The sequence below is a fragment of the Rheinheimera sp. B2H12 genome (genome assembly GCF_059620065.1).
This window is the reverse complement of sequence record NZ_CM184363.1, coordinates 2,887,277-2,909,904: the sequence shown is the minus strand read 5'-3', so window position 1 is coordinate 2,909,904 and position 22,628 is coordinate 2,887,277. Positions and strand designations below refer to the sequence as shown.

Annotated in this window: 14 protein-coding genes; 11 read left to right on the top strand and 3 right to left on the bottom strand. The window is 49.8% G+C overall.

Features of this window, described 5'->3' with window-relative positions; translation table 11 throughout:
* Positions 1-137 precede the first annotated feature (137 nt).
* Positions 138-1,565, bottom strand: a complete 1,428-nt coding sequence (gene sbcB, locus AC53GJ_RS12540) for an exodeoxyribonuclease I (protein WP_496728042.1) — start codon at positions 1,563-1,565, stop codon at positions 138-140.
* 158 nt (positions 1,566-1,723) lie between these two features.
* Here sbcB and AC53GJ_RS12535 point away from each other — a divergent pair, with 158 nt between their 5' ends.
* Positions 1,724-2,686 carry an endonuclease gene (locus tag AC53GJ_RS12535; protein WP_496728041.1) on the top strand — a complete coding sequence of 321 codons (963 nt, stop codon included), beginning with the start codon at positions 1,724-1,726 and terminating at the stop codon, positions 2,684-2,686.
* A gap of 16 nt (positions 2,687-2,702) precedes the next feature.
* On the opposite strand, the gene AC53GJ_RS12530 is transcribed toward AC53GJ_RS12535, so the two are convergent.
* A complete protein-coding gene (locus AC53GJ_RS12530; RefSeq protein ID WP_496728040.1) occupies positions 2,703-2,939 on the bottom strand; it encodes an HP1242/YdcH family protein in 237 nt (78 codons plus the stop codon).
* Between the two features lie 218 nt (positions 2,940-3,157).
* On the opposite strand from AC53GJ_RS12530, the gene AC53GJ_RS12525 reads away from it, so the two are divergent.
* The 5 genes from AC53GJ_RS12525 to AC53GJ_RS12505 all read left to right on the top strand — a co-directional run bounded on the left by AC53GJ_RS12525 (position 3,158) and on the right by AC53GJ_RS12505 (position 10,819).
* Positions 3,158-4,270, top strand: a complete 1,113-nt coding sequence (locus AC53GJ_RS12525) for an isoaspartyl peptidase/L-asparaginase family protein (RefSeq protein WP_496728039.1) — start codon at positions 3,158-3,160, stop codon at positions 4,268-4,270.
* Positions 4,271-4,415: 145 nt separating this feature from the next.
* Positions 4,416-4,835 carry a CBS domain-containing protein gene (locus AC53GJ_RS12520; RefSeq protein WP_496728038.1) on the top strand — a complete coding sequence of 140 codons (420 nt, stop codon included), beginning with the start codon at positions 4,416-4,418 and terminating at the stop codon, positions 4,833-4,835.
* Positions 4,836-5,003: 168 nt separating this feature from the next.
* Complete coding sequence (hrpA, locus tag AC53GJ_RS12515) at positions 5,004-8,891, top strand: ATP-dependent RNA helicase HrpA (RefSeq protein WP_496728037.1); 3,888 nt, start codon at positions 5,004-5,006, stop codon at positions 8,889-8,891.
* 121 nt (positions 8,892-9,012) lie between these two features.
* Positions 9,013-9,312 (top strand): PilZ domain-containing protein, encoded by a 300-nt coding sequence (locus AC53GJ_RS12510; RefSeq protein ID WP_496728036.1) that lies wholly within the window; start codon positions 9,013-9,015, stop codon positions 9,310-9,312.
* A 157-nt stretch (positions 9,313-9,469) separates the two neighbouring features.
* Positions 9,470-10,819 (top strand): YjiH family protein, encoded by a 1,350-nt coding sequence (locus tag AC53GJ_RS12505; RefSeq protein WP_496728035.1) that lies wholly within the window; start codon positions 9,470-9,472, stop codon positions 10,817-10,819.
* A gap of 46 nt (positions 10,820-10,865) precedes the next feature.
* Here the strand turns inward: AC53GJ_RS12505 and AC53GJ_RS12500 are convergent, their stop codons facing one another.
* The gene (locus tag AC53GJ_RS12500; RefSeq protein ID WP_496728034.1) at positions 10,866-11,435 is read right to left on the bottom strand and encodes a YceI family protein; all 570 of its coding nucleotides are present in this window, start codon (positions 11,433-11,435) and stop codon (positions 10,866-10,868) included.
* 624 nt (positions 11,436-12,059) lie between these two features.
* On the opposite strand from AC53GJ_RS12500, the gene AC53GJ_RS12495 reads away from it, so the two are divergent.
* The 5 genes from AC53GJ_RS12495 (at position 12,060) to AC53GJ_RS12475 (ending at position 22,628) form a co-directional block, all read left to right on the top strand.
* On the top strand, positions 12,060-15,251 hold the full coding sequence (locus AC53GJ_RS12495; RefSeq protein ID WP_496728033.1) for a carboxypeptidase-like regulatory domain-containing protein: 3,192 nt from the start codon (positions 12,060-12,062) through the stop codon (positions 15,249-15,251).
* Entirely contained in the window at positions 15,205-16,416 is a 1,212-nt protein-coding gene (locus AC53GJ_RS12490; RefSeq protein WP_496728032.1) for a hypothetical protein, read from the top strand. Before AC53GJ_RS12495 ends, AC53GJ_RS12490 begins: the two co-directional genes overlap by 47 nt.
* 762 nt (positions 16,417-17,178) lie before the next feature.
* Positions 17,179-17,820: a hypothetical protein gene (locus AC53GJ_RS12485; protein WP_496728031.1), complete on the top strand. Its 642-nt coding sequence runs from the start codon at positions 17,179-17,181 to the stop codon at positions 17,818-17,820.
* Positions 17,821-18,087: 267 nt separating this feature from the next.
* Positions 18,088-21,513: a carboxypeptidase regulatory-like domain-containing protein gene (locus AC53GJ_RS12480; protein WP_496728030.1), complete on the top strand. Its 3,426-nt coding sequence runs from the start codon at positions 18,088-18,090 to the stop codon at positions 21,511-21,513.
* Positions 21,513-22,628: a hypothetical protein gene (locus AC53GJ_RS12475; RefSeq protein ID WP_496728029.1), complete on the top strand. Its 1,116-nt coding sequence runs from the start codon at positions 21,513-21,515 to the stop codon at positions 22,626-22,628. The genes AC53GJ_RS12480 and AC53GJ_RS12475 overlap by 1 nt, the downstream gene beginning before the upstream one ends.

Genomic DNA, 22,628 nt, shown 5'->3' with positions numbered 1-22,628 from the left:
CTTTGCTCCTAGCTATTGGCGCCCTAGATTATCGGTTGTAAAGCAGACTGACACCCTTGTCTGCTGGTTACTGTTGATATCTTACACAATAAAAACAGAATGTGAAACAGCTGGTCAACTTTAACGCCAGCACAGTTTCAACCCGCACCGACAAACTGATATAACGCCTGCAAAATTTTCATTTTACGCTCATCAGCCTGAACAGTTTCAGCGGCATTTTCCAGCGCCAGCATAAAGTCTTCCACAGTCCTGGCTGGATTATCTACGCCCAAGGTTAACTTATCGTGACAATAACGCTGCCATTTACTCATTTCTGCATGGGTCAGCGTCTGTGGGTAGTTGCGGGCGCGGAATAAAAACAACAGCTGATTGAATCTGTCGTCCTGAAACAACAGCTCGCTGCTGCCAAGCTGTTCCGCTGGCATCTGATGTAACTTCTGCATCAATGCTTTATCGGCGTCACTACTAAAGCCCTGATACAACTGATAATCAGGGTTAGATTCAGCTTTAAAAGCCTGCTCCAACTGATAAATTTCCAGCACTTTTTGTTGGACCTGGCGGTTTTGCCTTAACCAGTCCAGATGCGCCAGACAAGCCTGACGGTCAATACCCAGCTCTGTGGCTCTTGCTTCAGACAGCGTTTTGGCATTGGCCAGCACCGGACATTTGTTCAAATGCACCAGTTTTAAGCCGGGTCTGACTTCATCAGCGGCCAGATCTATGGTTTTACGATATAACAAGTCGGCCAGTTCAGCAGGGCTTAACGCCAGTAATGGCCTTGGATCACGCTGCAAATCATAGCAAATCACTGCATTTTTGTTGGTCGGGTGATAAGCCAGCGGCACTATCCAGCTACAACAGCCCTGAGCGGCGGGGAATTTTGACGACACATGCACCAGCGGCGTCATGCCAGCCACATCAATCAGCGCCTGCACCTGAGACTTTTTGCGCAGCTCATATAAATACTGAAACAGTTTCGGTTGTGCTTGTCTCACCAGTTGAGCAATCGCAATAGTGGCATAAACATCTGAACGGGCATCATGCGCATGTTGATGGCTGAGCTGATTGGCTTTAGTCAGATCTTCTAACCTGAAGCTTGGACTACCATCTTCGCGCAGTGGCCACTCAATCCCTTCTGGTCTTAAGGCATAACAGGCACGCACCACATCAATCAGATCCCAGCGACTATTACCGTGCTGCCATTCGCGAGCATAGGGGTCAAAAAAGTTGCGCCACAAACCGTAACGCGTGACTTCGTCATCAAACCGTAAGCTGTTATAGCCCAGCACACAAGTGTCCGGCTGACTAAATTGCGCCAGAATTTGCTGCATAAACTCGACTTCCGGCAGACCTTTTTGCTGGCACAGTTGTGGTGTCAGACCTGTGATCAAAGCCGCTGCCGGGTGCGGCAGATAATCTGGCGCTAACTGACAATAAAACATCTGCGCTTCGCCCAGTGGATTTAACTCAACGTCAGTTCTGACACCGGCAAATTGAGAAGGACGGTCCTTTTTTGGATCCGCCCCCCAGGTCTCATAATCGTGAAAATAGAATGTTGCAGCCAAAATCAAACCTGTCAGCTTCGCTAAATGCGGGCAGTATAAGGCAAAGCGGTCGCAAGGCAAATCGGCACTGCGTAATTTAACCTGGAGGCAGGCTGTGGCATAATCCGGGGCCGGAAGTGGCAGTGCACTGCAGTCTGTTGCAAAACAAGAGTGATAAAATGAAGTTAGGGCGTTGGTTGGCACTGTTGGTGCTGAGTGTGGTGGTGACTGCTTTACAGGCGGCACCGGATGATTTTTCCGAGGCGAAAAGAGTTGCGCAGCGCATTTACAGTGACGAAAGTGAAACCTTTTATTGTGGTTGCCCCCTGCGTTGGCAAGGCGGTAAAGGCATTGCTGATTTAACCAGCTGTGGTTATCAGGTGCGTAAAAATGGCCCCAGAGCCAATAGAATTGAGTGGGAACATGTGGTACCGGCCCATCAGTTTGGTAAAGCCCTGGCTTGTTGGCAGCAAGGCGGTCGCGAGCAATGTGGCAACAAAGATCCTTTGTTCCGGCGGATGGAAGCGGATTTGTTTAATCTTAAACCTGCTATTGGTGAAGTGAATGGCGATCGCGCTAATTTTGCGTTTGCCTTGCTGCCAGATGTTCGGCCGCAACATGGTGCTTGTCCGATCCGGATTGATTTTCAACGTAAACTGGCCGAGCCCCGGGCTGAAATTCGCGGTGATATAGCGCGGATTTACTTTTATATGGCAGACAAATATGGCTTTGAATTAAGCCGGGCTCAGCAACAATTAATGTTGAACTGGCACCAGACCGATCCGGTGGATGACCGCGAGCGGCAGTTGCAGCAACGCATAGCACAGCAGATGGGACAACCCAATTATTTTGTCACCGGTAGTCGCGAGTGGTTTATTGGCTATCAGCCAACCCGTTACGGTTTGGCAAGTCAAGATGCCGTGCAGCAGCAAGCGCACAGCAGATCACCGTCTGTGGCCAATTCAGTCACTGTAGCGAGCAAACCGGCAACAGGGCAAGTGCTGGGTAATCAAAACAGCCAGCTGTATCATTTGTCGCATTGCCCGGGTTTTACCCAGATCAGCGAGAAAAACCGGCGCTGGTTTAGCTCTGAACAGCAAGCGCAACAGGCCGGTTTTCGCAAAGCAAAAAATTGTCAATAATCTGCTTTGAGCAGGCTCAGGCCGTTAGGGCGCTGTATAACTGATCTTTCAGCGCAAGCCGGTGTTTTTTCTGCTGTTCCAGATAACTATCTGAACTGACTTCAACACCTTGTTCCAGTCTGTGCACTTCGTGGTCGAGCTGATGATATTCTGCAAATAACCTGGCAAAGTGGGCATCTGTGGTTTTTAACTGATGAATACGGTCGCGTAATTCCGGGAATTCGTGGACTAAATCGTGTTTTTCCAGACTCATGGTGCAATCTCCTGATGGATAACAAGCTGCCGCAATTGGCCAACTGAATAGAACCGATGCTAGAGCTTGTCCAAGTGCGGTGCCTTGATCTGACGCAAACTTTTGGCAGTCAGCCGCATTGTGCTGGCCAGCGGTTGCATCCTGGCCGACTTCAGCGTAACAGTGGTCGCATTAACAATGATCAAGCTGTTCAATGCAGCGCCCGCCGGAGCAAACAGATGCACGTAAAATTTTTTTATCCTGTCATCACCTGGGTGCTGGCCAGCACCGCCTTGCCAGTTGTTGCCACAGCGCCAGTCCAGTCCAACACTGTCACCAGCCGTTATGGCATTGTGATCCACGGCGGCGCTGGCACGATAAACCAGGCTTCGATGACGCCTGCACAGCAGCAAGCCTATGAAACCACCCTCAAAGCTGCCGTCGATGCTGGTTATCAGCTGCTGGCGAGCGGTGGTAGCAGTCTGGATGCGGTGACTGCTGCTGTGTTGATACTGGAAGATTCACCGCTTTTTAACGCCGGTAAAGGGGCTGTTTATACCTATGAAGGCGGCCACGAGCTGGATGCGTCGGTGATGCGTGGTGATACCTTACAAGCCGGTGCCGTGGCCGGGGTCAGGACGGTGAAAAATCCAGTGTTGCTGGCCCGTGCTGTGATGGAAAACTCCGAACATGTGATGCTCGCTGGTGAGGGGGCAGAATTATTTGCCAAAGATCAGGGGCTGCAACTGGTACCAAATCAATATTTTGATACTGAATTTCGCTGGCAAGCGCTGCAAAAAGCCAAGCAACTGATTGATCAACAACAGCAGAAACTGCCGCAGCAAGCAAGTGTGCAGTCAACTGCACAGCAAAACCAGCTGCGACTGTCGCCGCAGTGGTCAGCAGAGTGGAATATGGGCACTGTCGGCGCTGTAGCACTGGACCAACAGGGCAATCTGGCAGCCGCCACTTCGACCGGTGGCATGACGGCTAAACGTTATGGTCGGGTTGGTGATAGTCCGCTGATAGGTGCCGGCAACTTTGCCGATAATCAAAGTTGTGCTGTGTCAGCAACAGGCCACGGCGAGTTTTTTATCCGCTATCGGGTAGCGGCGGATATCTGCGCACGGGTCAAATATGCCGGCATCAGTGCCGCTGTAGCGGCCGAACAGGTGATCCAACAAGAGCTGAAACCACTCGGGGGCAGCGGCGGCGTGATCGTGATGGACAGGCAGGGCAATATCAGTTGGCCTTTTAATACTGAAGGCATGTATCGCGCCAAACGCAGTCAGGGTCAGACTGCGGAAGTGGCAATTTTTGCACAGACGCCGGCAAAGCAGAGCCAACCCTGATCCGGAACCATCCTTTGCCGCTGTTTGGTGGTTTGTCGGATTTTGCACTAGGCTTAGTTTCAGTCCAGCAGTTGTGTCGGGGTTGGCCTGAGTTGACCCTGACATCAGGCGTGCTGGTGATAGCTGCAAAACCAAGGGGGCGTAGATGAATTTACTTAAAGTGTCCGATCAGATGAATCTCCATCCCGTCACTTTTACCGCAGAGATGACGCTGGAAACTGCGGTTGATTTATTAACAGATGCTGGTCAGCTGGGCGGACCTGTCATCGACAAAGACAAAAAAGTGGTCGGATTTTTATCAGAGCAAGATTGTCTGCAGCGGATGTTATTGTCTTCTTATCATGATCAGGTCAGTGCCCATGTCCGTGATGTGATGCGCACTGAAGTACTGACGGTGAAACCTTATACCGGCATTATTGATTTGGCGCAGCAAATGCTTGGTGCCAAACCGAAGATTTATCCGGTGGTCGATGATAATGGGGTCTTGGTTGGCGTGATCAGCCGTACCGATGTGCTCAGAGCGATAGATCAGGAACTGCATTCCCATTATCGCGCTGTGAGTTGATTGATGTTCTGATCCAGTTACCGCCATCGCACTGTCGTAACCAACTACTGCAATTCAGACTGCCGTGGTGGTATGACCCAGTCTTTGAGCACTGAAACGGCGGCATTGCTGGATTTTGCCCTGCCAAACAAGTTAGCATACCGCCCTTGCCAGCATGAGGGTGTTGTTTTGACTGTTGTACCTGCACAAGTGGAGTCCGCTGCGGCGTTACTCGCTGAATTAACCCATTGTATGAACAAAGATCAATTTGGTCTGCGCAAGCGGCTGCATGGTCTGAAAAAACTGCCTTCTTCGCAGCAGCAGGCACAACTGGAAAAAATCAGTCAGGACATCCTGCGGTCAAAAACTTTATATCAGCAGCGCCAGCAAAGTCTGCCGGCGATCCGTTACCCGGCCGAGCTGCCGGTGGTTGGCAAGCGTGAAGATATTAAAGCCGCCATTGCGGCGCATCAGGTGGTGATTGTGGCCGGTGAAACCGGCTCAGGTAAAACTACCCAATTGCCGAAAATATGCCTGGAACTCGGCCGTGGTATCAAAGGTTTTATCGGCCATACCCAACCCAGACGGCTGGCGGCGCGCAGTGTGGCGCAACGACTGGCGGATGAACTGCAATGCCAGCTCGGTCAGCAGGTTGGTTTTAAAATCCGTTTTGGCGATCACAGTTCACCACAATCGCATATTAAGCTGATGACGGACGGTATTCTGCTGGCAGAAATTCAGCAAGACCGCTTTTTAAATCAATATGACACCATCATCATCGACGAAGCGCATGAGCGCAGTCTGAATATCGATTTTCTGCTAGGTTACCTGAAGCAACTATTGCCAAAACGACCTGATCTGAAAATTATCATCACATCGGCGACGATTGACCCGCAGCGGTTTTCGAAACATTTTAACGATGCACCTGTGATTGAAGTGTCAGGCCGCACTTATCCGGTGGAAGTGCGTTACCGGCCAGCTACTGAAAATGAAGATAAAGATGCCGATCAACTGCAAGCGATTTTTGATGCCGTCAATGAGCTGTACCGCGAACCGCCGGGCGATATTTTAATTTTCCTAAATGGTGAACGCGAAATTCGCGACACCGCCGATGCGCTGGAAAAACAAAAGCTGCCGCACACCGAAGTGTTGCCGCTTTATGCCCGATTAAGTGCGGCCGAACAAAACCGTATTTTCCAAAGCCATCCGGGCCGTCGTATTGTGCTGGCGACAAACGTGGCAGAAACGTCTCTGACGGTGCCGGGCATTCGGTATGTGATTGACCCGGGGACAGCGCGGTTATCCCGTTATAGTTATCGCTCCAAGGTGCAACAACTGCCGATTGAAGCGGTCAGTCAGGCCAGCGCCAATCAGCGTAAAGGTCGTTGTGGCCGGGTGGCCGCCGGTATTTGTATTCGGTTGTATAGCGAAGAGGATTTCCTCAGCCGGCCTGAATTTACCGATCCGGAAATCCTGCGAACCAATTTAGCCTCGGTCATTTTGCAAATGTTGGCGCTCGGTCTTGGCGACATTCAACAATTCCCGTTTTTACAAAAGCCGGACAGCCGTTTTATCAATGACGGTATCAAGTTGCTCGAAGAGCTGGGTGCGTTAACACCGGGCCGGCAGGAAGGGCTGCAATTGGCACCCTTGGGCAAACAACTCAGCCGCTTGCCGGTTGATCCCAAACTGGCCCGGATGATTTTAGCCGCTGCCGGTAACCATTGTTTGCGTGAGGTGCTGGTGATCACGGCGGCTTTGTCGATCCAGGATCCACGGGAAAGACCGCTCGATAAACAGCAAAAAGCCGATGAATTACATGGCCGTTTTACCGATCCGGACTCAGATTTTGCCACCTATTTAAAATTGTGGGATTACCTGCAACAACAGCAAGATGCGCTGAGCAATAACCAGTTCCGCCGAATGTGCAAAATGGAGCTGCTGAATTATTTACGGGTGCGGGAATGGCAGGATCTATTCGGTCAGTTGTCACAAGTGGTGCAGGAACTTCAGCTAAAGCTGAACGAGCAGGTGGCTGATTATCATAGCATTCACAGCAGTTTATTAACCGGCTTACTGGGGCAGATTGGGACTCGTGATGTCGACAGCGATTATCTGGGGCCGCGTCAAAGTCGCTTTTATGTGTTTCCGGGCAGTGGTTTATTTAAACGCAAACCCAAGTGGGTGATGAGCGCCGAACTGGTCGAAACCAGCCGTTTGTATGCCAGAACCCTTGCCAAAATTGAGCCGGAGTGGATTGAACCGCTGGCGCAGCATCTGGTTAATCGTAGCTACAGTGAGCCACATTGGGAGAAAAAACGTGGTGCCGTTATTGCCTACGAACAGGTGACTTTATACGGTCTGGTCATTGTTGCGAAAAGAGCCGTGCTTTACAGCAAAATTGAGCCGGCGCTTTGTCATCAGCTGTTTATCCGCGAAGCCTTGGTGAATCAGGAACTTGGCACTAAAGAAGCCTTTTTGGCGCATAACCAGCGCTTGATTGACGATGTAACTGAACTGGAAGATAAATCCCGTCGCCGCGACATTTTGGTGGATGAAGAAACGCTGGCGGGTTTTTATGCGGAAAAAGTGCCGCAATTTGCCAATAACCGCGTCGATTTCGCGAAATGGTGGCGTGAGCAGCAGAAAAAAGACGCGAAATATCTCAATTTTGATCCTGATAGCTTAAAAAAACATGGTGCCGAAGCTGTCACAGCCGACAGTTATCCGGAGTTCTGGCGGCAGGGCAATCTGACTCTGCCACTGGAATATCATTTTTCACCAGGCGCGCCGGATGATGGTGTCAGCCTGATTATTCCACTAACACTGCTCAACCAGGTAAAAAATGAAGGCTTTGATTGGCTGATCCCGGGGCTGCGGCATGAATTGCTGGTGGCCTTGATTAAAGCATTGCCCAAAGTATTGCGTCGCAATTTTGTGCCAGCGCCGAACTATGCCGACGCGCTGCTGCAAAGTATGCAGCCAAGCGAAGGGCCATTGTTGGAGGTGATGTGTCAGCGGTTGAAACGGATGAGTGGCATCACTATCCCGGATGGCAGTTTTGAGCTGACGCTGTTGGAGCCGCATCTTAAATTTAACTTTAAGGTGGTGGATGACCAGGGGCACACGCTCAAACAAGGCCGTTCACTGGATTTGTTAAAACAAGAGCTACAAGGCAAGGTTCAGCAGACGCTGAGCGCCGTTGCCGAGCAGGGCATTGAACAAGACCGGCTGACGGATTGGAGCTTTGGTGAATTACCCCGTGAATACATCAAAGTTCAAAGTGGCTATGAAATTAAAGCTTTCCCGGCACTGGTGGACGATAAACACAGTGTCTCCATCAAGCTGCTGGATAATCCGGAGCAGGCCAGACAGTTATCCGCCTTGGGTTTACGTCGGTTGTTGTTATTAAACATTCCGTCGCCGGTGAAATATCTGCAGGAATCCCTGCCGAATAAAGCCAAACTTGGCTTGTATTTTAATCCGTTTGGCAAAGTGCTGGAGCTGATTGATGACTGTATTGCGGCCGGTATCGACAGTCTGGTGACTGAAGCGCCTTGGCCACAAAGTGATGAAGATTTTCGCCAGTTGCGTGACCAGGTCCGGGCCGATATCGGTGAACGGGTGGTGAGTATTGCGCTGAAAGTCGAGCAAATTCTGACCATTGGACATGATGTTTCGAAGAAATTGCGTGGCCGGCTCGATTTGGCGCTGGCATACGCCAATGCTGATATTAAGTTGCAACTGGATAGCTTGTTGTTTAAAGGTTTTGTCACAGCGCATGGTGCGGCCAAGCTTGATGACGTGCGGCGTTATCTGGCGGCGTTGCAAAAACGACTGGAAAAACTGCCGGTGGATCCGCAGCGCGATCGGTTAATGATGCACGAGTATCAAAAAGCCAGTGATGCCTATCAGGCGCTGCTGGGGAAATATTCCGGTAAGTTGATCCCCGCAGAAGCATTAGCCATCCGCTGGATGCTCGAAGAGCTGAAAGTATCCTTGTTTGCTCAGCAGCTCGGTACGCCATATCCGATCTCAGCCAAACGGGTGTTACTGGCAGTGCAAGAGCTGAAATAACAGCGCTGTTGTTGCCAGTGCTGCGCTGGCTGAGGCGCAGGCAAACTGCAAACAGCGCTTTACAGCAGCGGGTGAAACTATTATAAACAAGGCAGGTTTTTGTTAAGCGGCAGGGGATGTCATGCTGAGTCGAAACGATAAACGTCACTATTTTCGGATGATGGTGAACACTGAAGTGCAAATGATGATTAACGATCCGGAATCAGGCCGGGTGTTGTCAGGCATCTGTCGGGATCTCAGCGCGAATGGCATGCAGGTTGAAGTGGACGAGCCGCTGGAAATGGGGACACTGCTGCACTTACGGCTGGAGTCGACCAACAGCAGTATTGCGCCGCTGGATGCACATGCCAAAGTAGTGCGCTGCGCTCAGGAAGGTGAAGATATTTACCAGCTCGGATTGTCCTTTATCGAATTAAATTAAAAACCGTATTATTTCGTATCATGTCAGCCGTTCGGCAGCAATGACTGCCCCGGCTCGCTGCATTTATAAGCAACCGCGCAGGCACTGCAGCAAGGGTGAGTGACTTTAGCCACTAAAGTCATTACTCTTAGGCTCAATTTCGTAGAAGAACTATTACATGACAAAACATTATTTCAGCTGGCGTAACCTGGCAGTCTTGGTTATTCCTTCATTACTCGGCTTATTTTTATTTATGACGCCGATTACCACCGAGCAAGGTTTGACTATTCCGGTGGCGATGCTTGCCAATAGCCTGAAAAGTGCGTTGGCCGGCTGGATGCCGTGGTTATTAACCGGCATTGTCGTCAGCTCTGCGCTGTTAACTCTTGGCTGCAGTGTGCGGCGCCATCCGCCAGCCACTGACAGTTTCTGGCAAAAACTATTTTGTCCCGGCTGGATTTGGCTGACGGTGCGATTGATTGGCGCGCTGTTTATCCTGCTGGTCGCGACAGACACAGGCCCGGAATTTATCACCAGTAAAGCGACCGGCGGTCTAGTATTTGCTGATCTGATGCCGATTTTATTTTGCGTTTTTGTTTTTGCCGGTTTGTTACTGCCCTTGCTGCTCAATTTTGGTTTGCTCGAGCTGGTGGGCACCTTGATGACCAAAATTATGCGGCCAGTGTTTCGGTTGCCAGGTCGCTCAGCGGTGGATTGTATCGCGTCCTGGCTCGGTGATGGTAGTGTTGGCATTTTGCTGACCAGTAAACAATATGAAGCTGGTTATTACACGGCCCGCGAAGCGGCAGTGATTGGCACGACTTTCTCTGCCGTTTCAGTTACTTTCTGTCTGGTGGTGCTGGGCCAGGTCAAGCTGGAGCATATGTTTGTGCAGTTTTACGGCACTATCTGTCTGGCTGGTGTTGTGGCGGCTATTGTGTTGCCCTATTTACCGCCACTGAGCCGGAAAAAGGATACCTATATCACTGGGATAGATCAGATGCAGGCAGAAGGCGGTCAGTTTGATCAGCATTCGGTCTGGCGGCGGGCTTGTCAGCATGGTCTGCATCGGGCCAGTCAGGCGCCGGGTTTGGGGCAGACGCTGAAAGAAGGTGTGCATAACGCCTTGGATATGGTGTTTGGCGTGCTGCCGGTGATTATGGCGGTGGGTACTTTTGCCTTAATAGTCGCCGAATATACCCCGCTGTTTGGCTGGTTGGGGGCGCCATTTGTGCCATTACTGGAATTGCTGCAGATCCCATTTGCCGATGAAGCATCCAAGGCCATTATGGTTGGCTTTGCGGATATGTTTGTGCCTTCAATTCTGGTGACTGCGATCCCATCTGAGATGACGCGTTTTGTCATCGCAGCTTTGTCAGTGACCCAACTGATTTATATGTCTGAAGTGGGGGCCTTGTTGCTTGGCAGCAAAATTCCGGTTAACTTTTGGGATTTATTACTGATTTTTATTCTGCGGACTTTGATCACCCTGCCGGTGATTGCTTTGATGGCGCACTGGTTGTTTTAATAAGTAAAAATGGGGTCGGCGACGACCCCACACCACTAAAAGCTGCTTAACGTTTAAATTCCACACTGAAAGTGACTGGCACCAACAGGCTGATATCATTCAGCTTGGCCAGTTCCTGCAATTTGTGTACACCGCCATCAAGCTTAAAACTGGCACTATTGACTATCACCGGGGCTAGGGTGCTGGCTTGAATTTTACCATCGGCCAGTTTCGTCAGCGTCAGTTGCACCGGTAGCGTTTGTGTTTGATCTAACAAGGTCAGCGCGAGTTCGGTGTTGTGTTGCATCGATGCACCGACCATCAAATCGGCCAGTAATTTCGGTTCAATAGTGGTCGTTGCGGTGATATTTGGAAATTTTGCCGCCTGAAACACATGCTCCAGTATCCGCTCATTGCGGATTGGGATCAGGGTGTCAACAGATGTCACCGGGATGCTGATGCTGACTTTGCCATCATTGGCCCATTGTCCTGATAATTGTTTCAGGCTGTGTACCTCAGCCACCACTGAATTTTTCACTGAAACAAAACGCAGTTGTGAATTGGCCGGATCAAGCTGCCAGTTGGCCTGAGCAGTAAAAGCGGCACTAAGGCCCAGCGCTGCAACGAGAATACGCATATAAACTCCTGTTAAATGACAATTATTTTCAACGATGGTTATCATAACCAAGCTTTAGGGCCACAACTAGTATTATTTCCCGCTGTGAAGGGGAGTAGCAAAGTTTTGCTTTGAAACCCTGCAGATCTATTCAGTCAACCCCGCCGGGGTTCACTCTGCAGTATGTTTGCCGGTGCGACCTGACGGCAGTGGCAAATTGTTGTTGCTGCGTGCTTGACAGGGGGTGATGCTTTGCTAACTTTCATGGGTCAAAAGCGTTCAGCGTGGCAGGCGGTTGATGCAGAAGCTTGCGCTATTAAGCGTGAGGATCAAAGTTCTGGCCATTGTTTTGAAAAGTTTAGACGATGTGTTGTACCTGATATGATGCACATTTCTTCGCAGGTTTCTGCACCTTGCAGTAGCAGTACCAGGGACGGTGCGACCAAGCAGCTTTTACTGGAAGCTTTTACTGTAGGTGCAGTGATGGATAATGTGATTTCCCGCGCCGGATTGACCCCTGGTGTTGCGCGATTTTTATCGTGGTTTTGGCCGCAGCCAGCCCAACCAAGTTTAGGACTTCGTTTAGGGCTTCGCTGTTTTTTGCCGAGTTGTGCGCTGCTGAGCTATTTGCTTTGTAGTTGCTTATTGTGGCCAGCCACAGCGGCGGCAACTGAGCCAGCCAGTTGGCTCAATATCAGCGATCAAGTCAGCGTGCAGGTTGATAATCCAGTGCGAAGCCGCCGCTCGCCGGATGCGACTGTCAAAGTAACGGTCAAAAACACCAGTGCCACAGCGTTAACCGGTCCAATCCGGTTGGTGCTGCAAAACTTAACGCCAACGGTGCAACTCAAAGACCAAGCCGGTGTAACCAACGATGGACCTTATCAACTGCTGGTGGCCACAGGACAAAGTCTGGCGGTCAACAGCAGTGTCAGCCTGACGCTGACTATCCTCGGTGGCAGTCAGGTCTTCCAGTTCAGACCACAGCCAGAACAAGCGCAGCCAGGCTGTAGCAATGGAGCCGGTAATTATCCAGATTGTAATGATAATGCACTGAAGGTGAAAATCACCTCGCCGCTTTCCTTAGTGACGCTGGGGCATTCACCGGTTCTGGTCAAAGGTACTATTAACAAAGCGGATGCGGTGCTGGTGGTCAATGGCAATCAGGTGGCACATCAATCCGGGCAGTTCAGCACTGAAGTGACAGTCACAGAAGGCTACAACACCATCATCGCCAGTGCCAGTCTTGGCACAGAGCAAGTCACAGACACAGTCTCAGTGTCGCTGGATTTAACGCCGCCTTATGTCACGCTGGAATCGCACACTGAAGGCCAGGTGGTGTATCAGCCAGAAGTGACCATTACAGGGTTGGTGAACGATATTGTACGCGGCACTATTGAAGCCAGCCAGGCGCAGGTGCGGGTCAATGGCGTCGAGGCGGAAGTGAAAAATCGCAGTTATGCCGCCCGAAATGTGCCGCTGGTTGCGGGGAGCAATCTGATCCGGATAGTGGCCTCGGATCAGGTGGGCAATACCGAGCGCAAAGAATTCAGTCTGGTGTATCAGCAAGCGGTGGGTAAAAGGTTAGAGCTGGTGTCGGGGCAAGACCAAAGTGCGGCCATCAATACGGTGTTGCCACAGCCGCTGGTGGTCAAAGTGGTGGATAGCCAGGGTGTGGCGCTGGCAGGGGAAGCGGTGGTGTTCCGGGTGCTGCAAGATTCAGGTGTGGTGGCCGTGGGCAGTGCGACAGAAGGTCGGGCAGTGGTGCTGACGTCGGATGCACAGGGTGTGGTGAGTACCAGGTTTAAAGTTGGCCTGCGCACCGGGGTGGCGAATAATAAAGTCAAAGTTGCGGCGGTAGGGATTGAAGGGGATGTGGTGTTTTCGGCGTCAGCGACCACCACTCAGGGCGATAAGCTCAGTATTAACTCGGGCAATAATCAACGTGGCGTGGTGGGGCAGGTGCTGCCAGCGCCGTTGGTGGCGGTGGTGACGGATGCCGGGGCTAATGTGGTGGCTGGAGCGAGAGTCAAATTTGAGACTGTCAGCGGGAACGGCAAGTTTGAAAATAATCAACAAAGTATTGAAGTAGCAACGGATAGCGATGGTCGGGCGACAGTGCGTTATGTGTTGGGAGATCTTGAAGGCTTAGATGCGCAGCATATCCGTGCGACTTTATTGGATGCAGCAGGGACGCAGCCCGTGCTGGCAGGGTTTAATGCGACGGCGTTCAGGCTGGCAGATGCCGGGCAGACGTCAGTGAGTGGTGTGGTGTTGGATAATCAGGACAATCCGTTGCCTGGCGTGACGCTGTATCTTGAAGGGACCAGTCGCAAAGCGCAAAGTAATGAGCAGGGCCGTTTTGTCATCAACTCAGTACCGGTGGGGCCGGTTCATCTGGTGGCAGATGGTTCCACAGCGACTGTTGCCGGCGAGTTCCCAAGCCTGAGTTTCCGGCTGGTGACCATTGCCGGGGTAGATAACCCGTTAGCGGCGCCGATTTATATGGTGAAACTGAACACCAAAGAAGCAGTGTACGCAGGCAAGGAAGATGTGGTGCTGAGGCTTACGAAATATCCGGGTTTTCAATTGGAAATTGCCAAGGATTCAGTGACCTTTCCGGATGGAGCACGGGAGGGGTATATCTCGGTTACAGCGGTGAATGCCTCTGCAGTGCCAATGGCGCCACCGAATGGGATGCAACCGCAATTTATTGTGACCATCCAGCCGACGGGTACGATGTTTGATGCACCAGCTCGGTTGTCGTTACCGAATGTGGATGGCCATGCGATAGGTGCGCAGGTGGAAATGTACTCGTATGATCATGACTTAGAAGAATTTGTTGCCATAGGTTTAGGTACGGTCAGTGAAGATGGCACGACAATCCGGTCAAACCCGGGCGTTGGGGTGGTGAAAGCGGGCTGGCATTGTGGTTCTCAGCCGGGCGGCTCAGGCACAGCGGCCCAATGTCCAACCTGTTTTAAATGTGATGGCACCACTTGTGTCAATGATCCGGCGCAAAAAGATGTGCCGTTAAAAGCGCAAACGCCGGAAGACTGTCAAACAGCCACCTGTGGCGGACCAAAAGAAAATAGTGCAGATGTGCCGAAAACAGACCGCATCAAGGGCGATTGTAAAAAGCCGGGTTGCGATGGCATGGTGCCGGATCTGGCGAAAGAAAATGATGATAAAGACATTAAACCAGAAGATGAAAAATGCAAACAATGCCGTAGCGGTCAACTGACCAATCAAGCTAACGGCAGAACCAAGGACAACAGCGAATGTTGCTTTGAAGGCCAGCCAGTGCCGGTGAAACAGGCTGAATATGCTAAATTGCTCGCCCAGTGCCCTAACAGAGTGCAGGATGAGACGTTAATACATCCGATTGATGGTTGTTCCGGGCCAGGCATTCAAGATCTGGAAAGTAACTATATCGAAACTGCCTTGGCCGAGGATTTTGAATTTTATGTCAGTCTACCTACCTGGGGTCGGCCACAACCCGGCATCGGTTGGCGAGATCATGCACAAGTGACCTTATCCTGTAACAAACACGATCTGTGTTACCAGACCTGCGGCTCTGACCGGACTGTGTGTGACGATGCGCTGGTGGCGGCGGGTGGTCTGGAATGTCAACGCGGCTATCCTCAGGATTGCCCGGCACATTTGATTGGCCGGACTGATATGTTTAATCAGCCACTTTGCGATGAGTATTTTACCGAACAGCGTAAATGTGGTACTGCCGTCAATATCATGTATGACGTTGTGCTAAGAGCCGCAGGGCGGTCAGCTTATGAAGAGCGTCAAACACAGCATTGCGATTGTTGCCCGAAAAAATAATGAGTGTCGGAGAACTAAATTGAATCTTTTAAAGGTAGTTTTATTGTTTGTATTATCCTGTGGTTATTGCTGTAACCTTGCGGCTTCCCAACAATTAAAAACAATCCAAGTATTTCAACAAAGTTATAAAGGTTATGCTGTTAAAATTGAAAAGTTCAATGTCATTGCGGATGGTTATTATGCGTTGCTGCGAGTTAATCATCATGGGCAGGCCGATTATTCTTTTAAGCTATTGGCTTTTCGAAATGGCAAAATCTCTGAGTCGCTCCAGGTTGGTGACATTGCTGCGGCACATCTGGTGGCCGGTGATTTTACTATAACCCAGGCGGGGGACGTCGTGATCCCGATTGCAACCGGGTCTGATATTCAGCTGTATCGATATGATGCATTAAAACACACATTTACTGTCGCTTCAGCCATCAAAACTGAATTTGAACCAACCCATGCCAGTTGTGCTGCCGAGCAGTGTATTTATGCTGCTGCGAAAGAGGGGGGGTTGCAATTGTATCGCCAGAATATCAATGCCAGTAAAGGTCAATTGCAGTGGTTGCAGTTAGCAGATCAGGTAATTACGGCCGTTACTGCGCTGCAGTCCAGCCCAAACCCAGTGATATTATTGAATAGCAGTAAAGGTCAAGCCTTGTTATCTGCCATGTTTCAAATTAAAGCACAAGGGCTTGAACTGATATTCGAACAAACCGCCCTTGATTCGGTTGCAAAAATGACAATCCGTAGTCTTGGCTGGCCAAATTATGCCGTGGTGGCTGAAAAAACAACTGCGAATGGTTACAAAACTAAACAGTTTTTGTTATCCAATGCGCAGACCAAAACCGTCCGCAGCAATGAATTAAGCTTACAAGGGCCGGTGATTGCTGACTTTAGCTGTGGAAATACCATTGAACTCGCCAGTTATGTCGAGGGTAAAGGTTCTGATCGGTTGCTGCTGCAAATCAATAATTCAAAAGATAATATTGCCTTGTTTGATAGTGACGGACGGCAACTTGTTTATGATTTACAAGCGGTTCAGTTCTCTAATGTTTTATATTTGGCTATTGTTTATAATCATATCGCTAATTATAAATCAGACATGAAGTTTTCTTTCTTTAAGTTACCCCTTGAAAATAATTTCAGCTGTGATCGTTCACTTCATAAGCCAAGTATTTAGCTGAATGATTTTATATTAATTCTATATTGTTATTGTAACCATTCGGCCGACAGGGACGATATTTGATGCGCCAACGCGATTATGTTAGCGAATGCGGATGGCCATGCGATTGCTGCGCAGCTGGAGATGTTTGTTATGAGGATGATTTGGCTGCGTTTGTCTGATAGTAAGCGTAACACCAACCCCATATTCCCCAGTTAGCTAAACCACCATGCCTGTTTGCATCATTCACCAAGCAGGTTTTTTTATGAACCGCAGAACATCCGAACCATGGCTGGCGCTGATTTAGCTCGGGCGCTGCTTGAACAGCACAAAACCAGCGGTTTAACGCAGACTGCATTTGCAAAACAGCATGGCATGGATCCGAGTTACTTCAGCCTGCGCAAGCGGCAATTGCTCGCCTGGCAACAGGATGACAACGACTGCTTTGCAGATTGTTCATGCTCAATGCGGTTGCGTGAAGCTTTTGTTTGGCGACTGCTCCGATCGCTCAAACCGTATTGAGTTCCAACCTTTGAGTGCTCTCCTCATTGGAACCGTTATCTAAGCAAAATTTCAATTTGTCACTTTTTCATGAAGTGATGATGGAAACGATGCAGCTGTCGAATGGAAAATTCTTAAAATTGTCATGTCGCTGACCTTGATTATGTCGGTTGATTTGCTACCTTTGCTTGGTTAAAAAGTGATCAGTGGCAACAGGGCAACGGCAAACCAGCCGATGCGGTTTGCTTAATTCACACAGGATCAGAGAAAGGATGCCGTATGTTGAAAAAATTAATTTTCACCCTAGCCCTGTTGTCAGGCATTCAGTTACCGGTATCTGCTGGCATCATGAATGCAGATTTTTCTGCCGGTGCTACCAATTGGGTCGATTTAAGTGGCTCTGGTAGTTTACAGTTTGTGCAGGGGCAAGCGATTTTATCGACCGGCAGCGGTGTTGACGCTTTAAGTGCTGTCTTGATGCAGGGCGACGATGAAAATGGCCTTTTTACTTTTAGTAATGCCATTGCGGTACCTTTATTGACGCAGTTTTTATCTTTTGATTTGATGTTAGCCGGTCGTAGTCAGGATGATACTGAAAGCGGTTCCGGCCTGTTTACTGACTCTTTGAGTCTGGCGTTGTACAGTGCTGCCGGTCAGGCATCAGATCTGATTTTCAGCAACTTGATTGCGAAAGCCAGTCCGCAGCGTTTGCAGTTGGATATTTCTGCGTTGGCAGGTCACGACATTATTATTTCTTTTGAGCTATCCGATGAAAATGATGGTTTCAATAATATGTTTGCATTGGATAATTTAGCTTTTGAAAGCAGGCAGCAACAGGTTGCGGCTCCTGCTGTGATGTTTTTAATGTTACCTGCTTTGTTGTGGCTGTTCAGATTACGGCAACGACCGCGAGTATTGTAATACCAACGGATTTTTTAATTAAGTGATATCGCACCTTGCAGTAGCAGTACCAGGGACGGTGCGACCAAGCAGCTTTTACTGGAAGCTTTTACTGTAGGTGCAGTGATGGATAATGTGATTTCCCGCGCCGGATTGACCCCTGGTGTTGCGCGATTTTTATCGTGGTTTTGGCCGCAGCCAACCCAACCAAGTTTAGGGTTTCGTTTAGGGCTTCGCTGTTTTTTGCCGAGTTGTGCGCTGCTGAGCTATTTGCTTTGTAGTTGCTTATTGTGGCCAGCCACAGCGGCGGCAACTGAGCCAACCAGTTGGCTCAATATCAGCGATCAAGTCAGCGTGCAGGTTGATAATCCAGTGCGAAGCCGCCGCTCGCCGGATGCGACTGTCAAAGTAACGGTCAAAAACACCAGTGCCACAGCATTAACCGGTCCAATCCGGTTGGTGCTGCAAAACTTAACGCCAACAGTGCAACTCAAAGACCAAGCCGGTGTAACCAACGATGGACCTTATCAACTGCTGGTGGCCACAGGACAAAGTCTGGCGGTCAACAGCAGTGTCAGCCTGACGCTGACCATCCTCGGTGGCAGTCAGGTCTTCCAGTTCAGGCCACAGCCTGAACAAGCGCAGCCAGGCTGTAGCAATGGTGCCGGTAATTATCCAGATTGTAATGATAATGCACTGAAGGTGAAAATCACCTCGCCGCTTTCCTTAGTGACGCTGGGGCATTCACCGGTTCTGGTCAAAGGTACTATTAACAAAGCGGATGCGGTGCTGGTGGTCAATGGCAACCAGGTGGCACATCAATCCGGGCAGTTCAGTACCGAAGTGACAGTCACAGAAGGCTACAACACCATCATCGCCAGTGCCAGTCTTGGCACAGAGCAAGTCACAGACACAGTCTCAGTGTCGCTGGATTTAACACCGCCTTATGTCACGCTGGAATCGCACACTGAAGGCCAGGTGGTGTATCAGCCAGAAGTGACCATTACAGGGTTGGTGAACGATATTGTACGCGGCACTATTGAAGCCAGCCAGGCGCAGGTGCGGGTCAATGGCGTCGAGGCGGAAGTGAAAAATCGCAGTTATGCCGCCCGAAATGTGCCGCTGGTTGCGGGGAGCAATCTGATCCGGATAGTGGCCTCGGATCAGGTGGGCAATACCGAGCGCAAAGAATTCAGTCTGGTGTATCAGCAAGCGGTGGGTAAAAGGTTAGAGCTGGTGTCGGGGCAAGACCAAAGTGCGGCCATCAATACGGTGTTGCCACAGCCGCTGGTGGTCAAAGTGGTGGATAGCCAGGGTGTGGCGCTGGCAGGGGAAGCGGTGGTGTTCCGGGTGCTGCAAGATTCAGGTGTGGTGGCCGTGGGCAGTGCGACAGAAGGTCGGGCAGTGGTGCTGACGTCGGATGCACAGGGTGTGGTGAGTACCAGGTTTAAAGTTGGCCTGCGCACCGGGGTGGCGAATAATAAAGTCAAAGTTGCGGCGGTAGGGATTGAAGGGGATGTGGTGTTTTCGGCGTCAGCGACCACCACTCAGGGCGATAAGCTCAGTATTAACTCGGGCAATAATCAACGTGGCGTGGTGGGGCAGGTGCTGCCAGCGCCGTTGGTGGCGGTGGTGACGGATGCCGGAGCTAATGTGGTGGCTGGAGCGAGAGTCAAATTTGAGACTGTCAGCGGGAACGGCAAGTTTGAAAATAATCAACAAAGTATTGAAGTAGCAACGGATAGCGATGGTCGGGCGACAGTGCGTTATGTGTTGGGAGATCTTGAAGGCTTAGATGCGCAAAAAATTCAGGCAACCTTGGTAAACCATACGGCAGAACCACAAATTCTGGCAGGATTTTCTGCCAGTGCTTTTGTCGCTGCCGATCCAGGTCTGACTAAAATCAGTGGTGTGGTGCTGGATAATCAAGACAATCCTATCCCGGGAGTGACGATGTACCTGGAAAACAGTAGTCGGCAAGCTCGGACCGATGCTACCGGCCGCTTTGTGCTGACCTCTGTACCCGTGGGTCCGGTGCACTTAATAGCCGACGGCTCAACTGCTGGCGTTGCTGGCGAATTCCCAAGCCTGAGCTTCCGGTTAGTGACAATTGCCGGGGTCGATAACCCGTTACCTGCCCCAATTTATATGGTGAAACTCAATACCAAGGAAGCTGTATACGCCGGAAAAGAGGATGTCGTGTTGACGCTGGCGAAATATCCTGGTTTTAAATTAGAAATTGCTAAGGATTCAGTCACTTTTCCGGATGGAGCACGGGAAGGGTATATCTCGGTAACGGCGGTGAATGCCTCTGCAGTGCCAATGGCGCCACCGAATGGGATGCAACCGCAATTTATTGTGACCATCCAGCCGACGGGAACGATGTTTGATGCACCAGCGCGGTTAACCCTGCCCAATGTCGATGGCCATGCTGCCGGTGCCCAGGTTGAAATGTACTCTTATGATCATGATTTGGAAGAGTTTGTTGCGATCGGTCTTGGTACCGTTTCTGAAGACGCGACTGTGATCAAAACTAATCCAGGTGTTGGAGTTGTGAAAGCGGGCTGGCATTGTGGATCGCAACCTGGTGGTTCAGGCACTGCAGCAAATTGTCCCGAATGTCAGAAATGTATTGGCACCAGTTGTCAGCCAGATCCGGGTCAGAATCAAAAGCCCTTGAAAGTTCAACAGCCGGAAGACTGTAAAACTGCCACTTGTGGTGGTTCCATTCCTGATGATAGTGATGCTCCAGCTAAGGATCCGGTTGAAGGCGATTGTAAAAAACCTGGCTGTATGCAAGGTGCTGTGACTGATGTCGAAAGTAACAGTGACATCAGTGAAGAAGATGCCAAATGTAATGAATGCAACAACAAGCAATTAAAACCTGCTAAAGAAAATAATGCCTGTGGTGATGGTTCTGCGAAACAATCTTGTTTGCGTTGCGTGAAAGGCGTTTGCAAAAGACCAGATTGTGATGCGAGTCCAATTAAACAAACCTTTTCAAATACAGCGCCGCAGTTTGTCATTGATGCAATTACTGGCTTCTCACGTAAATTTGACGCTGTACCTTGGTTTCAGGCGAAGCTGACACCAGAGCTAATGGTCAATATGGAGGTCGGTGAAGCTTGCTGTAAGGATTGTGAAAATCCGGTCGAAGCAAAATCATATAAAAAGTTTAATGGCCGTGCCGGGGTAAAAGGTACAGTGAAAGCGACTGTACCATGGGGGGCCATTAAAGAGCTGCCGCCAAAAGTCATCGGTGGTTATGCCGTTAAGGCTGATTTCTTTGTATCTGCCCTTGGTGCAGATATCAACATCAATGCAGGTGGCAGCGTTAATTATACTGCGATAGATTGCCCGGGAGAAAATTGTGGCTCGTTCAGCCTTGGAAGTTCATTTTCTGCCAATCTGGGGCCGCAATTACAGGGCAGCATGAAATTTGTCTCATGTGAAGACCCAACAGATGAAAAGTGCAAGAAAGGCGTGACCTTAGTGTCCATCGGTTTTAAAGGTTTTGCCGGTATTAATTTAGCTGGTTCTATTAACGGTACGTTTTCATCCGGTGCACAGTGTGGTGCTTCAGGACTACTTATTCTTAAATTAAATCCTGTCTACGCGCAGGTCACTGCATCAGGCAGCTTTGAGATATTGTTTAAATCATATTCAGTCAGTTGGACAGAACAAATGCAACTGCATCCGGGCGGGAGCTGGTAATGAGTGTTGAAAGCATAAAAACCGTGTTACATAGATGTTGGCTAACAGCTTTGTCTACAGCATTGTTCAGTGTAGCAATGCCTGTTATGGCGGATCAGGCTTGTGTTGATTATACCGATGATGGTTTTTTGCGGGTCGCAATGACTGAAGCGACAGCTCAGCAAATTGCCGTTGGCCACAAAGCCATCGCGAATTTGGTTGCTGCGGCCAAAACAAATGCTGTCAACGACCAGATCCAACAGCAATATGCCAGTAAAGACGGTTCTGCTGCCGAAGTCACACTGCGACTGAGCAAAAGTCGTAGTCTGGTTGATGCGCTGAGTAAAATTGAACGCTGGGATATCAAATCAGCTTATCGATGGGGTAATTATCTGCTGTTCTGGACCAGTTATGTCCAGCAAGGTCAACAGAGCCTGCTGTTGGACGCTTTTTACTGTGAAACAATGACAAGTTGCCGGCACAGCACAATGTTTGATAAGTCAGCTGCCAAAGTCGATTTAGTGTCGCGTTTTATGAGTTATATCAGAACTGGCCAGAAGCAATCTTCCTGTGCCAATCTAACGGCAGATTTTGTGATATCTGCGCCAGGTAATCAGCAAGATCCACTACAGGTTTATGTTAGAAAGCAACAGTCTCAGTTCATCGACAGTCAACCAGATGCGCTCAGATATCTGAAGCAGCAACTTGGTGCGCCAAATCTGGCTTGTCTGACGAAAATAGCTGAGTTTGATGTGGATCAGCATCAATCAATAGCCATGCAACAAAAGTATCAACAAATTATCTCCGACTGTGCCACCAATTTAACCGAAGGGAGTGGGATCCCTGCGGTGAACTTGTCTGCTAAACCTGAACGTTTCTACCAGGTGCCAGCCGCTTTTATTGCAGATTTGCAACAGTTAAAAAATGCCACTGTAATTGGTAAGTTTCAGGATAAAGGTCTCACCGTGTTTTTATTGCAAACCGTGTTAAGTTCAAAACAGCGACGATTAATTATGTTGCCAGTTTCCCAGCAAGGGAAGTATTTAATTGATTGGGCTTATTACGGTGATGGGGCTGCTGAGCTGCTGTTGGAACAAGATTTTGCACTGCATTTGTTGCATAAAATAAAGAGCTAA